At 72.5% G+C, this 15,287-nt stretch carries 14 protein-coding genes; 9 read left to right on the forward strand and 5 right to left on the reverse strand.

Features of this window, described 5'->3' with window-relative positions; all coding sequences use genetic code 11:
* Positions 1-16 precede the first annotated feature (16 nt).
* Positions 17-1,141 carry a glycoside hydrolase family 26 protein gene (locus tag ACFYS8_RS25115; RefSeq protein WP_387644498.1) on the forward strand — a complete coding sequence of 375 codons (1,125 nt, stop codon included), beginning with the start codon at positions 17-19 and terminating at the stop codon, positions 1,139-1,141.
* Positions 1,142-1,160: 19 nt separating this feature from the next.
* Here ACFYS8_RS25115 and ACFYS8_RS25120 read toward each other — a convergent pair whose 3' ends face one another.
* The 4 genes from ACFYS8_RS25120 to coaA form a co-directional block, all read right to left on the reverse strand.
* Entirely contained in the window at positions 1,161-2,765 is a 1,605-nt protein-coding gene (locus tag ACFYS8_RS25120) for a hypothetical protein (RefSeq protein WP_387644501.1), read from the reverse strand.
* Positions 2,766-2,778: 13 nt separating this feature from the next.
* Entirely contained in the window at positions 2,779-3,915 is a 1,137-nt protein-coding gene (locus ACFYS8_RS25125; RefSeq protein ID WP_387644504.1) for a glycoside hydrolase family 26 protein, read from the reverse strand.
* Complete coding sequence (locus ACFYS8_RS25130) at positions 3,908-5,227, reverse strand: glycosyltransferase family 2 protein (protein WP_387644507.1); 1,320 nt, start codon at positions 5,225-5,227, stop codon at positions 3,908-3,910. Before ACFYS8_RS25130 ends, ACFYS8_RS25125 begins: the two co-directional genes overlap by 8 nt.
* A 190-nt stretch (positions 5,228-5,417) precedes the next feature.
* Complete coding sequence (gene coaA / locus ACFYS8_RS25135; RefSeq protein ID WP_387644509.1) at positions 5,418-6,410, reverse strand: type I pantothenate kinase; 993 nt, start codon at positions 6,408-6,410, stop codon at positions 5,418-5,420.
* Between the two features lie 99 nt (positions 6,411-6,509).
* On the opposite strand from coaA, the gene glmS reads away from it, so the two are divergent.
* The 7 genes from glmS to ACFYS8_RS25170 all read left to right on the forward strand — a co-directional run bounded on the left by glmS (position 6,510) and on the right by ACFYS8_RS25170 (position 13,886).
* Positions 6,510-8,366 carry a glutamine--fructose-6-phosphate transaminase (isomerizing) gene (glmS, locus tag ACFYS8_RS25140; RefSeq protein ID WP_387644512.1) on the forward strand — a complete coding sequence of 619 codons (1,857 nt, stop codon included), beginning with the start codon at positions 6,510-6,512 and terminating at the stop codon, positions 8,364-8,366.
* A 38-nt stretch (positions 8,367-8,404) separates the two neighbouring features.
* Entirely contained in the window at positions 8,405-8,791 is a 387-nt protein-coding gene (locus tag ACFYS8_RS25145) for a holo-ACP synthase (protein WP_387644515.1), read from the forward strand.
* A 101-nt stretch (positions 8,792-8,892) separates the two neighbouring features.
* The gene (locus ACFYS8_RS25150; RefSeq protein ID WP_387644517.1) at positions 8,893-10,332 is read left to right on the forward strand and encodes an NAD(P)H-hydrate dehydratase; all 1,440 of its coding nucleotides are present in this window, start codon (positions 8,893-8,895) and stop codon (positions 10,330-10,332) included.
* Positions 10,333-10,539: 207 nt separating this feature from the next.
* Positions 10,540-11,721 carry an alanine racemase gene (gene alr / locus ACFYS8_RS25155; protein ID WP_387644519.1) on the forward strand — a complete coding sequence of 394 codons (1,182 nt, stop codon included), beginning with the start codon at positions 10,540-10,542 and terminating at the stop codon, positions 11,719-11,721.
* A gap of 168 nt (positions 11,722-11,889) precedes the next feature.
* On the forward strand, positions 11,890-13,032 hold the full coding sequence (locus ACFYS8_RS25160) for an alpha/beta fold hydrolase (RefSeq protein WP_387644522.1): 1,143 nt from the start codon (positions 11,890-11,892) through the stop codon (positions 13,030-13,032).
* Positions 13,033-13,088: 56 nt separating this feature from the next.
* Positions 13,089-13,598: a tRNA (adenosine(37)-N6)-threonylcarbamoyltransferase complex ATPase subunit type 1 TsaE gene (gene tsaE, locus ACFYS8_RS25165; RefSeq protein WP_387644524.1), complete on the forward strand. Its 510-nt coding sequence runs from the start codon at positions 13,089-13,091 to the stop codon at positions 13,596-13,598.
* A gap of 102 nt (positions 13,599-13,700) precedes the next feature.
* A complete protein-coding gene (locus tag ACFYS8_RS25170) occupies positions 13,701-13,886 on the forward strand; it encodes a hypothetical protein (protein WP_387644527.1) in 186 nt (61 codons plus the stop codon).
* A 15-nt stretch (positions 13,887-13,901) separates the two neighbouring features.
* Here ACFYS8_RS25170 and ACFYS8_RS25175 read toward each other — a convergent pair whose 3' ends face one another.
* Positions 13,902-14,477, reverse strand: a complete 576-nt coding sequence (locus ACFYS8_RS25175; protein WP_387644530.1) for a L,D-transpeptidase — start codon at positions 14,475-14,477, stop codon at positions 13,902-13,904.
* Positions 14,478-14,609: 132 nt separating this feature from the next.
* Here ACFYS8_RS25175 and tsaB point away from each other — a divergent pair, with 132 nt between their 5' ends.
* Complete coding sequence (gene tsaB / locus ACFYS8_RS25180) at positions 14,610-15,257, forward strand: tRNA (adenosine(37)-N6)-threonylcarbamoyltransferase complex dimerization subunit type 1 TsaB (protein ID WP_387644532.1); 648 nt, start codon at positions 14,610-14,612, stop codon at positions 15,255-15,257.
* Positions 15,258-15,287: the final 30 nt, after the last annotated feature.

Raw genomic sequence — 15,287 nt, forward strand, 5'->3', positions numbered from 1 at the left:
CAGGCCGGAGCGCCCGGTGAACGGTGGCCTCGGCCCGGGCACCGTGGGCCCGGCAGCCCGCCGGGTCCCGGCCCGCTGGGTGGTAGGGGTCGCGGTGGTGGCCCTGGTGGCGGCGGGCGGCGCGCTGGGATTCCGCTCCGGCGGGGACTCGTCGGGTCTCCCGCCGCGGCTCGGCGGGCCCGTCACGCCGGGCGCGCCGTCCTCGCAGTCCCCGGATGCCCCGTCGCCGTCCGGCAGCCAGAACGGCACCGTGGCGACGATGGACGCGCTGCGCCGCCCGAACGGGGTGCTCTTCGGGGTGAGCACCCCGGGGTCGCCGAACAAGCCGGAGACCGACACGGTCGCCGTCGCGGCCGGGCGGCAGCCGACCGTCCAGGAGTACTACGTCAACTGGAACCAGGACTTCGCGGCCGACGACGTCTCGGAGTCCTACGACCTGGGCGCCGTCCCGCTGGTGACCTGGCAGCCGTCGGACGGGCGGGACGCCGGTGAGGACCAGCCGAAGTACTCGCTGCGGACCATCGCGGCGGGGGCCCACGACGCCTACCTGACGTCGTTCGCCGATGCGGTGAAGAAGTCCGGCCGGCCGGTGGTGCTCCGCTTCGCGCACGAGATGAACGCGACCTGGTACCCGTGGTACGAGGGCCGCAGCGGCAATCAGCAGGGCGACTACGTGAAGGCCTGGCGGCACATTCACGATCTGTTCGAAGCGCGCGGCGTCACCAACGTCATCTGGTTCTGGTGCCCGAACATCCACCGCGGCACCGAGATGCACTCGCTGTCCCGCTACTACCCGGGCGACGGGTACGTGGACTGGATCGGCATGGACGCCTACAGCGAGAGCGAGTCGGACGCGGAGACGGTGCTCGGTCCGACCTACCAGGATCTGGCGGAGCTGTCCGACAAGCCGATCTTCATCGGCGAGGTCGGCGTCAAGCCGAACATCAACAAGGCGCTGTGGATCGTCGACTTCTTCCGCTGGCTGCAGGCCCATCCGCGGGTGGTCGGCTTCTCCTGGTTCCAGCACAGCGACCAGGAGGGCGGCCGGTACGACTGGCGGTTCACCACCTCGCCCGGCGCGCTGAAGGCCTTTCAGGACGGCCTGGTGGATCAGCGCCTGGTGCAGTGGCCCATGCGCTGACCCGCCGTCACCCTCCCGCTCAGCTCTTGGAGCGGGAGGGCTGGGTGCGCTCCAGTTCGACGAGCTTCACCTTGTTCAGCTCCTGGGTCCGGACCACCTTGAACTCGTGCTCCAGCACGGCGCGCACCGGCGCGGCCATCTGACCGAACGGGTTGGGGCCGTAGGCGGTGCTGACCAGCCACACGTGGTTGGCGTAGCGGGCGCACTCGGAGGGGTCGTCGCACTCGACGCCCTGGAACTTGCCCAGGTCCTCCGGGTAGTACTTGAGCATCACGTCGAACGGCGCGGGCCGGCTGCGCAGCTCGTAGGCCAGCGCGCGGCGGGCGTTCAGCTGGCTGTTGAACACCATGGCGTCGCCGGGCTTCGCCTGGGCCGCCAGCAGGTCGGCGACGCCCCGGTAGTCGGGTTCGGCGGCGGGGTTGCTGCGGGCCGCGGCCATCGAGGGCTGGATCAGCACGGCCAGCCCGGCGGTCATCGCCACCGCCAGCACGCCCGCGCCGACCCGGCCGCCGGTGCCGCGGCACAGCGGGGTGAGCGCCCAGCCGACCGCGGCGGCGGCCAGCAGCAGGTAGGGGGCCATCGTGAAGAGCAGGTACCGCTCCAGGAACAGGTGCAGCGAGCTCGCGGTGGCGAAGGTCAGCACCGGCGGCAGCAGGATCCAGCCGAGCAGCAGCGGGGCGTGCCGGCGGGCCGGGTAGAGGCCGATCACGGCGAGCGCGATCAGCACCGCGGCGGTGGTCCAGGAGCCGAACAGTTCCTTCGGAAGGTTCGTCAGGTCGCTGCTGGTCGTGTTGATCCAGGCGATCTGCTTGCTCTGGCCGTTGCCGCGCAGGATCAGCGGGGCGATGGTGGCGACACCGGCCGCGGTGGCCGCCGCCCAGCCGGTCAGGACACGGTCGCGCTCCCGGCGCCAGTGGAACACGACGGCGAGCAGGTGGCCGCCGAGGACCAGCATCGCCACCAGGTGCGCGGCGCCGATCAGGGTGACGCTCGCCGCGTAGAACCCCCAGCGGAAGACCGAGGGCCGCTCCAGGGCGCGCAGCAGCAGCAGCGTGGACAGCGCCGCCAGGAACACCGCGAAGGCGTAGGGACGGGCCTCCTGGCCGTAGCGGGTGACGGTCGGCAGCAGGGCGAAGCCGACGCCGGCGCCGAGGCCGATCAGGGTGGCGGCGAGTCCGTCGTGCGGGCGGTCGGGCCCGGCGGCGAGGCGGCGGCCGAGCAGGGCCACGGTCGCGGCGGCGGCCGCCATCGCGACGGCCGAGGGCACCCGCAGGGCGGCGGGGGAGTCCCCGGCCACCGGTATCCAGACGCGCAGCAGCATGTAGTAGGGCGCGAGCACCGCGTCGATGTTGCTCAGCAGGGCCCGGAAGTCCTCGAACTTCAGCGTGGCCGCCCACCAGCTGGCGTGCTCGTCGCGCCACATCTGTCGGGCACCGAGGCCGTCCAGGCAGCGGGCCAGGGCCAGCAGCGCCGGCGGCAGCGCGGCGAGCAGGACGAGCAGCCGCGCGCGGCCGCCGGCCGCCTCGGGCTGTTCGGCCGGACCGGTGCCCGGGCCGGGCCGGGTGGCGGCGGGTCGGTGCGGCTCCCGGGCGGTGGTCCGCGACGACGGATGGTGCAGGCTCACGGTGATCCTTCGGTCAGTTGTGTCCGTCGGCCAGTGTGATCTGCCGAAGGCCGTTGGAGAAGGCGCGAAGGGACGGAGTGGTGTCGTCGAAGCGCCAGTTGGCTTCGGCGCCCTGGGACTTGTTGCGCTGGAACCAGATGAAACCGACCACGTCGGGCTGCTTGGCGAGCCAGGCGAAGAAGTCGGAGATCCAGACCGGCTTCAGCATCGAGTTGGGCTCGCGGCCGGTCTCGGTGATCAGGATCGGCTTGCTGCTGATGCTGCGCAGCAGGTCGAGGGTCGGCCCGAAGGTCGCGTCGGCGGTGCGTTCCTCGTTGGTGCCGTAGCCGACCATGCCGGCCCAGTCGACGTACTGGTCGCCCGGGTAGAGCTTGGTGATGTCGATGTCGGGCACCGGGCGGAGGATGTTCGGGCTCCACACCCAGATGACGTTGGTGGCGCCGGCCGCCTTGAACAGGTCGTGGACGTGCCGCCAGGCCTGGACGTAATCACCGGCGTGGTTGCCGTTGGCCTGCTCCGACCAGGGGTACCAGCTGCCGTTCATCTCGTGCGCGAACCGGATCGCCACCGGCCACTTCTGGGTGGCGACGGCCTGGGCGAAGCGGTTGATGTAGTCGTCGTGCTTGCCGCCGGTGATGGTCGACAGGGCGTAGTCGGGCTGGTCCTTGCCCAGTTCGGTGCCGGCCCACGGCTCCCAGGCCAGCACCGGCAGGGTGCCGTGGCCGTATGCGGCGGTGATCGCCTTCGGGTCGAACTCCTGGTTCCACTGCACGAAGTACTCGGTCATCGACGGGGCGGCGCCGGCGCTCTGCTGGACCGAGGTGACCTCGGCCGAGGAGAACGGCGACTCCTGGGTGCTGACGCCGAAGTACTTCTTGCCCTCCGGGTTGGCGAAGATCTCCCGCCCGGGGATGACGGGCTCCGCCTTCTTCGGCTGCAGCAGCCGGTCGAGGCCGGAGGTCTTCGCCGAGTTGCCCAGCCCGTGGTAGCCGAGGGTGCCGTCCTGCGCGCCGAGCGCGGCCAGCACACCGTACGAAAGGGTGCACAGCAGAAGGCCGTTGACGACCATCCAGACCCGGAGCCGGATGCCGGAGCCGCGGCTCCACCAGTGCAGGGTCTTGCGCCGGTTGGTGTTTCTTCGCTTAGACACTCATCATCACCGAACCGAACAGGAGGGCGCTGCCGACCAGATAGGGGATGACCACCTGCGGGCTGCGCACCCGCTCACCGGCGAAGCCGTCGGCGCGGGTGCCCCAGGACGAGTTGTGGGCCATCCGGAAGAAGCCGAGGAGCCGGACCGGCAGCAGCAGACAGGTGTTGATCACCATGAAGACCGGGAGGTACAGCATGTCCTTGGCCCGGTAGGCGAAGTGACGGCCGAACCGGACGGCGAGCGACAGTGCGGACAGCGACGCGGCGAGCAGGAAGAGGACGATCAGCGCCTTCCAGTGCTCGGCGGGCAGCGGGAGCTCCTCGTACAGGCTCGGCCCGCGCTGGTGCCAGACGGCGACCGCCCAGGCGGAGAAGCTGCCCAGCAGGACGAACGGGACCAGGATGTCCACCAGGTAGAACAGGGCGAGCATGCGGGCCTTGCGGAGCATCCAGGGCAGCATCCGGAGCGTGTTGTACTGCGAGCCGCGGGCCCACCGGTACTGCTGCTTCGCGAGCTTGCGCAGCTCCAGCGGGGCGTCGGTGTACACCAGCGAGGTCGACTGGTACACGGTGCGGAAGCCCTGCTTGAGCGTGTAGTTGGTGAGCGTGCGGTCGTCGCTCACCTCCAGGAACACGCCGAGGAACTTCTCGCTGAGGAACTCCTCCATGCAGTTGACCAGGATCTCCCGGCGGAACGCGATGGTCCGGCCGGGCAGGCAGCCGACGGTGCCGAGCACGCTCATCGCCGGCAGCGAGTACTGGCAGCGCACGCTCTCCAGCCAGTCCGCCCAGCGGGTCAGCACCGAGCGGCCCGGGTCGAGGATGCGCTGACGGGTCGTCACGCCGCCGACCTCGGGGTCGCGGAACGGCTTGACCAGTTCGGAGAGGGTGGTGGGGGTCCACACCGTGTCGGAGTCGACGAGCACCGCGATGTCGGCCGTGCAGGCCTTCAGTCCGACCTGCAGCGCGTTGCGCTTGCCCGGGATCTCGGTCCACTCCCAGTAGACGCCGAGTTCGTCGCAGACCCGCTCCAGGGCCGGGTTGCGCTTGCCGTTGATGACCACGACCAGCTCGGTGGGCTGCTGGTCGATGATCCGGTCGAGGACCGAGAAGAACAGGTCCACCGGTTCGTCGACCACCGGGATGATCACCGCGGTGGTCGTCGAATGCGGCCGCACCCAAGGGCGGTAACGGCGCGTCAGGGCCAGGCGTATCAGCCAGAGCACCCACACCACCGTCATGAAGACGGCGAACGGGTATATCGCCCGGGTGGTCCACCATTGCCGGAGCTCGAGCAGGAAGGCAAGCATCTCGAGTACGTAATCCGTTCCATCGCTCGTGGCGCGCAGTTGGGACCCCAAGATGATACGGGTGCCCGCGTCCTGCTATTTCCGGCGAACGTCCCATAGCGGGCAGGGGGTAGGGGTTTTCTCGCGGATTGGAAGGCACCCGTGATCCTGACGGACCGTCAATCTTGCGATCGGGTACAGACAAACCGGGTCAGAGCTTGCGGAGCAGCGCACGGCGGACCTTGTGGTCCGCGCCCTTCTGCAGGATCAGGGTGGCCCGGCCGCGGGTGGGCAGGACGTTCTCGAGCAGGTTCGGCCGGTTGATGGTCCGCCAGACCTGCCGGCCGTAGTCCATCGCCTCCTCCTCGGGCACCTCGGTGAAGCGCCGGAAATAGGAGTTGGGGTCCTGGAAGGCGGTCTCGCGCAGCTTGCGGAACCGGTCCAGGTACCAGGCCTCGATGTCGTCGGTGCGGGCGTCGACGTAGATCGAGAAGTCGAAGTAGTCGGCGACCGCCATCCTGGTCCGCCCGTCGGTGCCGGGCAGGGCCGGCTGGAGCACGTTCAGGCCCTCGACGATCAGGATGTCGGGGCGCTCCACCACCAGCTGCTCGTCCGGCACGATGTCGTACACCAGGTGCGAGTAGACGGGGGCGGTGACCCGCTCCTTGCCGGCCTTCACGTCCGCGACGAAGCGCATCAGCGCCCGCCGGTCGTAGGACTCCGGGAAGCCCTTGCGGGCCATCAGGCCGCGCCGGCGCAGTTCCGCGTTGGGCAGCAGGAAGCCGTCGGTGGTGACCAGCTCGACCCGCGGGTGCTCGGGCCAGCGCGCCAGCAGGGCCTTCAGCAGGCGGGCCGTGGTGGACTTGCCGACCGCCACCGACCCGGCCACGCCGATGATGAACGGGGTGCGCACCCGCTCGGTGTCGGGGGTGTCCAGGAACGTGCCCAGCGCGCCGCGCAGCTCGTGCGTGGCGTGGATGTACAGGTTCAGCAGGCGCGACAGCGGCAGGTAGACGTCGCGGACCTCGTCCAGGTCCAGCGCGGTACCGAGGCCGCGGAGGCGCTCGACCTCGTCGGCGGTGAGCGGCAGCGGCGTGCGTTCGCGCAGCGCGCTCCACTCGGCGCGGTCCAGATCCACGTACGGGGAGGGGGTGGGTGCGGCGGGCGCGCCCCTCGTACAGAGTTCGGTCAGCACAGGGTCCATTGTGAGCCGTGTCCGGGCCGCCGGGTGTTGTGGTGTCGGTCACCCGGTGTGGTCATCCGACCAGCAGGGGCTCGAACACCGGCACCTATGCTGGCGCATATGTGCGGAATTGTTGGATATACGGGCCCCCAGCAGGCCCTCGACGTAGTGATCGCAGGTCTGCGGCGGCTGGAGTACCGGGGCTACGACTCGGCCGGCGTCGCGGTGCAGACCGAAGGAGCCGACGGGCAGCGGCTCCTGGCGACCGACAAGCGGGCCGGAAAGCTCGTCAACCTGGAGAAGTCGCTGGCCGAAACCCCTCTGCCGGCCGGCACCACGGGCATCGGACACACCCGGTGGGCCACCCACGGCGCGCCGAACGACGCCAACGCCCACCCCCACCTGGACGACCACCGCAAGGTCGCCGTCGTCCACAACGGCATCATCGAGAACTTCGCCCTGCTGCGCGCCGAACTCGCCGACCGCGGCCACACGCTGCGCTCGGAGACCGACACCGAGGTGGTCGCCCACCTGCTGTCCGAGGCCTACGACGGCGACCTCGCCGAGGCCATGCGCACCGTGTGCCGGCAGCTGGACGGCGCGTTCACCCTGGTCGCGGTGCACGCCGACGCCCCCGACGTGGTGGTCGGCGCCCGCCGCAACTCGCCGCTGGTGGTCGGCGTCGGCGACGGCGAGAACTTCCTCGCCTCGGACGTCGCCGCGTTCATCGCGCACACCCGCGAGGCCATCGAGCTCGGCCAGGACCAGGTCGTCGAACTGCGCCGCGAGGGCGTGACGGTGACCAACTTCGACGGCACGCCCGCCGAGGTCCGCGAGTACCACGTCGACTGGGACGCCTCGGCCGCCGAGAAGGGCGGCTACGACTACTTCATGCTCAAGGAGATCGCCGAGCAGCCCAAGGCCGTCGCCGACACCCTGCTCGGCCGGATCGGCACCGACGGCCGGCTCACCCTCGACGAGCTGCGCATCCCCGACCAGGTGCTGCGCGAGGTCGACAAGGTGGTGATCGTCGCCTGCGGCACCGCGTTCCACGCCGGCATGATCGCCAAGTACGCGATCGAGCACTGGACCCGCATCCCGTGCGAGGTCGAGGTGGCCAGCGAGTTCCGCTACCGCGACCCGATCATGGACGACCGCACCCTGGTCATCGCCATCTCGCAGTCCGGCGAGACCATGGACACCCTGATGGCGCTGCGGCACGCCCGCGAGCAGGGCGCCAAGGTCCTGGCGATCTGCAACACCAACGGCTCGACCATCCCGCGCGAGTCCGACGCGGTGCTGTACACCCACGCCGGCCCCGAGGTCGCGGTCGCCTCCACCAAGGCGTTCCTGACCCAGCTGGTCGCCTGCTACCTGGTCGCCCTGTACCTGGGCCAGGTGCGCGGCACCAAGTGGGGCGACGAGATCTCCTCGGTGATCCGCGAACTCGGCGACGCCCCCCGGCAGGTCGAGCAGGTGCTCGGCACCATGGAGCCGGTCCGCGCGCTGGCCCGCTCGCTGGCCGACGCCCCCGCGGTGCTCTTCCTCGGCCGGCACGTCGGCCACCCGGTGGCCCTCGAAGGCGCGCTCAAGCTCAAGGAACTCGCCTACATGCACGCCGAGGGCTTCGCCGCCGGCGAGCTCAAGCACGGCCCGATCGCCCTGATCGAGCAGGACCTGCCGGTCGTCGTCGTGGTCCCCTCGCCGCGCGGTCGCTCCGTCCTGCACGACAAGATCGTCTCCAACATCCAGGAGATCCGGGCCCGCGGCGCCAAGACCATCGTGATCGCCGAGGAGGGCGACGAGGCCGTCGTCCCCTACGCCGACCACCTGATCCGCATCCCGGCCACCCCGACCCTGCTCCAGCCCCTGGTGTCCACCGTCCCGCTCCAGGTCTTCGCCTGCGAGCTGGCCACCGCCAAGGGCCACGAGGTCGACCAGCCGCGCAACCTCGCCAAGTCCGTCACGGTCGAGTAGCCCGCGTATCGTCCATGCCTGCGCGGCACTGCGCAGGCATGGACGGAGGAACAGGCGTGATCATCGGCGTCGGCATCGACGTGGCGGACATCGGACGGTTCGGGGAATCCCTGGAACGCACCCCCGGACTCGCCGAACGGCTCTTCACCGCAGGCGAGTTGACCCTCCCGTCCGGACAACGCCGGGGCACCGCCTCACTGGCCGCCCGGTTCGCCGCGAAAGAGGCACTCGCCAAGGCCCTCGGCGCACCCCCCGGCCTGCGTTGGGAGGACGCCGAAGTCCGTGTCGAGGAATCCGGCCGACCCGTCCTGCACGTCACCGGCACCGTCGAAGCCCGCGCCGCCGCCCTCGGCGTGACGGGCTGGCACGTCTCGCTCAGCCACGACGCGGGCGTCGCCTCGGCCGTGGTGATCGCCGAAGGCTGAGCCGGGGGCGCGTGGAACTGCGCGAAGCGGAAGATCCCCCTCCTTGAGATCGCGCCACGGACAATGACTTGCACGTGCTCGCGCCCCGAAGGAGCTTTCGAATGCGCCAGGCCCACCAAGTCGCCCAAGTCCGTGCAGCCGAGGCCGCGCTGATGGCCACCCTCCCCGAAGGCACCCTGATGCAGCGCGCCGCAGCCGGTCTAGCTGCGACCTGCGCCCGACTGCTGCCCAGGGTCTACGGCAGCCGCATCCTCGTCCTGGCCGGCTCCGGCGACAACGGCGGTGACGCGCTGTACGCCGCCGCCCGCCTCGCCCGCCGGGGCGCTCGCGTCGAAGCCCTGCTGCTCGACCCCGCCAAGGCGCACGCCGCCGGCCTCGCGGAGCTTCTCGCCGCCGGCGGCCGGGTCACCGACGACGCCGGCGCGTTCGGGCGCGCCGACCTGGTGCTGGACGGCATCGTCGGCATCGGCGGTCGCGGCCCGCTGCGTCCGGCCGCGGCGCCCTTCGCGACCATGGCCCGCCGCGGCCCCGTGGTCGCCGTGGACGTGCCCTCCGGCGTCGACCCCGACACCGGCGAGGTGGCAGGCCCCGCGCTGCGCGCCGACGTCACCGTCTGCTTCGGCACCTACAAGCCCGGCCTGCTGATCGACCCCGGCGCCGGCTACGCGGGCGTGGTCCACCTGGTGAAGATCGGCCTCGACCTGCCGCCCGCCCCCGTCGAGGCGCTCCAGCACGCCGACGTGGCCGCGCTGCTGCCCGTCCCCGGCGCGGAGAGCGACAAGTACCGGCGCGGCGTGGTCGGCGTCTGTGCCGGTTCCGCCCGCTACCCGGGCGCGGCGCTGCTCGCCGTCGCGGGGGCGTTGCGGGGCGGCGCGGGCGCGGTGCGCTACACCGGGCACGCTGCCGAGGAAGTGGTCCGCCGCCACCCCGAGACGCTGGTCAGTGAGACCGGTCCGGCCGGTGCCGGGCGGGTCCAGGCCTGGGTGGTCGGCCCCGGGGGCGGCGACGGCGCGGAGCACGCTCTGCGGGAGGCCCTCGACACCGACGTCCCGGTGCTCGCCGACGCCGACGCGCTCACCGAACTCGCCCGGCTCGGCCCCGGCCTGCTCGCCGACCGGTCCGCCCCGACCCTGCTCACCCCGCACGCCGGCGAGGCCGCCCGGCTGCTGGCCGGCGTCGGAGAGCACGCCGACGCCGACACGGTCGCCGCCCGCCGACTGGTGGTTGCCCGTTCGCTCGCCGCCCGCTACGGCGCGACGGTGCTGCTCAAGGGCTCCACCACCGTCGTCGCCGACCCCGACGGCACCGCCCGGGTGAACACCACCGGCACCGGCTGGCTCGGCACCGCCGGCAGCGGCGACGTCCTGTCCGGCCTGGCCGGCTCCCTGCTCGCCACCGGCCTGACCCCGCTCGACGCCGCCTCCGCCGCCGCGTACCTGCACGGCCTGGCCGGGAGGCGCGCCGCGGGAACAGGTGCCCCGATCACGGCGCTCGACCTCGCCGAGGCGCTGCACCCCGTCTGGCAGTCGCTGACCGGCTGACGCCCTGTCCGGGGCCGGGAGGCGTATCCTCGTCGGCCCGGCCCCGGCCCGGTCGACGACCGGTTGACACCCCGTTCGGAACCGGAACCCGCTCCACCGCGTGGAGACACCGGAAGGGAAAGGGCATACAGGTGGACGGGTGACCGCACCCCGGTCGGCCGCGCCCCTGATGGGGGGACCGGCGGGGGTCTGGGAGACTGATACGCGATGACGACTGCGAATACCACCGGGACACCCGCACTGACCGAGGGGGTCCGTGCCGAGGCGACCATCGACCTGGCCGCCCTGCGCGACAACCTGGCCGCCCTGCGCGCCCGCACCAACGGCCCCGAGCTGATGGCCGTGGTCAAGGCCGACGCCTACGGCCACGGAGCGCTTCAGTGCGCCCGCGAGGCGATCGCCGCCGGCGCCGGCTGGCTCGGCACCGCCACCCCGCAGGAGGCGCTCGCACTGCGCGCCGCCGGGATCCGCCCCGAGCAGGCCCGCATCCTGTGCTGGCTGTGGACGCCCGGCGGCCCCTGGGAGCAGGCGCTGCGCGAGTCCGTCGACATCTCGATCAGCGGCCAGTGGGCGCTGGACGAACTCCTCGCCGCCGTCCGAGCCACCGGCATCCCGGCCCGGATCCACCTCAAGGCCGACACCGGCCTCGGCCGCAACGGCTGCCAGCCGCACGACTGGGCCGACCTGGTCGACAACGCCGCCAAGGCACAGGCCGACGGCCTGCTGCGGGTGGTCGGCGTGTGGTCGCACTTCGCCGCCGCCGACGAGCCCGGCCACCCCTCCATCCAGGCCCAGCTGGACTCCTTCGCACAGGCGCTGTCGTCCGCCGAGCGGGCCGGCCTCGACCCCGAGGTGCGGCACCTGGCGAACTCCCCGGCCACCCTGCTGCTCCCGCAGTCGCACTACGACCTGGTCCGGCCCGGCCTCGCCATGTACGGCCTGTCGCCGGTGCCCGAGGTCGGCACGCCCGCCGATTACGGCCTGCGGCCGGTCATGTCGCTGGCGGCCCGGCTCGCCATGGTCAAGCGTGTCCCCGGCGGCCACGGCGTCTCCTACGGCCATCACTACGTCACGCCCGGTCCCACCACGCTCGGCCTGATCCCGCTCGGCTACGCGGACGGCATTCCGCGGCACGCGAGCAACACCGGGCCGGTGCAGATCGGCTCCGGCCGCTACCGGGTGGCCGGCCGGGTCGCGATGGACCAGTTCGTGGTGGACCTCGGTGGGGACACGCCCGAGGTCGGCGAAGAAGCCCTGCTGTTCGGCGCCGGCGACCGGGGCGAGCCCACTGCCGAGGACTGGGCGAAGGCTTGCGGGACGCTTTCGTACGAGATCATCACTCGGATCGGGGGGCGGGTGCCCCGGCGGTACGTGGGTGGGGTGCGGTAGTGGCTGTCTTCGGTAGGGCGCGCTCACGTGCAACTGGCTGTCAGTGGCGCGATCTTTCCCACGTTCGCCTTCCGCTTCGCGCAGTTCTCCCCCAGCCCTTGGCGGGCTGGGAGGTGCCCCCACGCGCCCCCGTTTTCGCACCCCTCCGCGCCCGTGAGTTCACCAAGAATGGCTGAGCCGTCGGGGGTCTCCAGGGCCGGGCTGATCGGGATATCGCTCGGGGTGCTCGCCGCCGGGGCCGCTGCCGGGGTGGCGGTGGAGCGGATGACGGTGGGGCGGGCGATGCGTCGGCGGGCCCGGGAGGAGCTGGACGCGGCGGCGCCGTTCGGGTCGTTGCGGGGTGCGCCGCGGCGGGTGCGGGCCGATGACGGCACCGAGTTGTACGTGGAGGTGGACGCCGCCGACGGCCCCGGGCCGACCGTGGTGTTCTGCCACGGGTACTGCCTGAACCAGGACAGCTGGCACTTCCAGCGGGCCGCGCTGCGCGGTGCGCTGCGGGCGGTGTTCTGGGACCAGCGCAGCCACGGCCGTTCCGAGCGGTCCCGCTCGTACCTGAACGGTGAGCCCGCGTCGATCGATCAGCTCGGCGGCGACCTGCGGGCGGTGCTGGACGCGGTGGTGCCGGACGGGCCGATTGTGCTGGTCGGGCATTCGATGGGCGGCATGACGGTGATGGCGCTGGCCGCCCAGCATCCCGAGCTGTTCGGGCCGGACGGCCGGGTGGTCGGGGTGGCGCTGATCGGCACGCTGGCAGGTGGCTGGGACTCGGTGACGCTGGGCCTGCCCGCCGCCGGGGCGAGCCTGGTCAAGCGGGTCGCGCCCGGTGTGGTGCGGATGCTGGGCCGGCAGGTCGAGCTGGTGGAGGCGACCCGGCGCTGGGGTTCGGACCTGACGGCGGTGTTCTACCGGCGGTTCTCGTTCGGCGGCAAGGACGTCGACCCGGCGGTGGTGCGGTTCGCCGAGCAGCTGCTGGACGCCACTCCGATCGACGTGGTCGCGGAGTTCTACCCGGCGTTCTCGGCGCACGACAAGCTGGCCGCGCTGGCCGGGCTGGACGGCGTCCCCACGCTGGTGATGGCCGGCGCGAAGGACCTGATCACCCCGCCCGAGTACTCCGAGGCGATCGCCGCCGCGTTGCCCGGTGCCCGGCTGGTGCTGGTGGAGGACGCCGGCCACCTGGTGATGCTGGAACGCCCCGAGCTGGTGGACGGGGAACTGGTCGCCCTGCTGGAGCGGGCCGCCGACCGGGCCGGCACCGGCCCGCTGCCCGCCGCGCTGCGCGAGCCCGAGGGTGACCGGCCGGAGGGCTGAACGGGCGTCCGGGTGTGGCACCGTAGGGGTGGCCGCAACGATCGAAGAAGGACGCCATGGGTTCGCAGACCACTCTGACCGTCGCCACCGCGGAGCGGATGACCGGCCTCGGCCGGCGGCTCGCCGCCCTGCTGCGCCCGGGCGACCTGGTGCTGCTGTCGGGGGAGCTGGGCGCGGGCAAGACCACGCTGACCCGCGGCCTGGGGGAGGGCCTGGGGGTGCGCGGCGCCGTCACCTCGCCGACCTTCGTGATCGCCCGGGTGCACCCGTCGCTGACCGGTGGCCCCGCGCTGGTGCACGTGGACGCGTACCGGCTGGGCGGCGGCCTGGACGAGATGGAGGACCTCGACCTGGACGTCTCGCTGCCCGAGTCGGTGATCGTCGTCGAGTGGGGCGAGGGCAAGGTCGAGCAGCTCTCCGAGGACCGGCTGGAGGTCCGGATCGAGCGGACCCTGGGCGGTGCGGAGGCGGACGTCACCGTGGAGGCGGACGGGCGGCGGGTCACCGTGACGGGGCTGGGCGCTCGCTGGGACGACGTGGACCTCACCGTATTGGGTGACAACTGAGCCGGTTTCCCGACAGCGTGTCGGTAAATTGTTGCGGCCCGGCCGGTGGGCGTGATGGGATGGCGGCAGCAGGTTAGGTGTACCTAACTAGGGAGGCGCCTCATGGCGAGCACCACCCCCCGGACCGACCGCCGTCCCGAACCGGCCGACGCGGCACGCGTCGAGGCTTCGCGCGCCAAGGCCTCGCGCACCGACGCGCCGCAGGAGCCCGTGCCGATGCGGGTGCTGCTGGCGTCCTGCCGGGCCGCCGAGGCGGTCTCCACCCCGCCGGAGCGCCACGCCGCGTAGCGTTCCGGCTTACCGTCAGGCGACCACGACCACCCGGGTGCCGTTCGGCGCGAAGTCCCACAGCGCCTGGCCGTCCGAGCGGGACGCCCGGATGCCGCCGGTCTTGGTCTTCGGGTCCACCGACGGCGCGGCGGCGTTCTCGTCCACCAGCGCGCTGAAACCGAACACCGTGCCCTGCTGCTGGGTGAACCGCACCACATGCTCGATCTGCCGGCCGTCCGTGCCGGTGCCCGCCGCCGTGCGGCTGTAGACCGTGTACGCGCCCGGGTTCGGCAGCGCGCTGCCCGGCGTCACCTTGAACGTGCCGACCACCTGCTCCGGCTTCTTCGGGTCGACCAGCCACACCTGGCGCTCCTTGAGCGAGAACACCACTCGCAGGCCCGCCCCGGAGTCCGCCGGCAACGGGGGAGCGGTCGGCCGCTCGCTCGGCGAGCTCGCCGAGGGCGCCGCAGCCGGGGCGCTCGCCGAGGCCGGGGCGGCCGCCACCGCCCGGGACGCGGCGCCGTTCGCCTGGAACGCCAGCAGCCCGATCACCGCCATGGCGCCCAGGGTCAGCCCGCCGACCACCACACCAGGACCCAGCTTCGCCACGGTCTGCTCCTCAACGCTCCGTCTCACGTCCGAGGCCCATCGTGCCAGGTCCGCGACGCCGCTTCGGCCTCTTCCGATCGTGTGTTCCCGGCCGGTGCGGGCACCCTCGCCGGACCCTCTAACCTTGAACGCGTGCTCCTCCTCGCCTTCGACACCGCCACCCCCGCCGTCACGGCCGCCGTCCACGACGGCGAGCGCGTGCTCGCCGAGTCCTACGAGGTCGACGCCCGCCGGCACGGCGAACTGCTGCTGCCCACCATCGGCGCCGTGCTGCGCACCGCCGGTGTGGACAAGCGGCAGCTCACCGACCTCGCGGTCGGCGTCGGCCCCGGCCCCTACACCGGCCTGCGGGTCGGCCTGGTGACCGCCGCCGCGCTCGGCGACGCGCTCGGCCTGCCGGTGCACGGCGTCTGCACCCTCGACGCGATCGCCCACCAGGCCCGCACCGAGGGCCTGGACGAGGCGTTCTCGGTTGCCACCGACGCGCGCCGCAAGGAGGTCTACTGGGCCTCCTACGACGCGTCCGGCACCCGGATCTCCGGGCCCTCGGTGGACCGTCCGGCGGAGATCGAGCCCGGCGGGCGGACGGTCGGCGCGGGCGCGCTGCTGTACGGCCTGCCGGCGGCGAGCGGCCCCGAGCACGTGTCGGCCGGCGCGCTCGCCGACTTCGCGGTCCGCGAGCTGGCGGCCGGCCGCGAGCTGCTGCCGAACGCCCCGCTGTACCTGCGGCGCCCGGACGCGCAGGTGCCGGCCGGCTACAAGGCGGTGCTTCCGGCGTGACGCGCACGGGACTCTCCGGCCGTGGCTAGG

The organism is Kitasatospora sp. NPDC004615 (assembly GCF_042873545.1).
Classification (GTDB): Bacteria; Actinomycetota; Actinomycetes; order Streptomycetales; family Streptomycetaceae; genus Kitasatospora.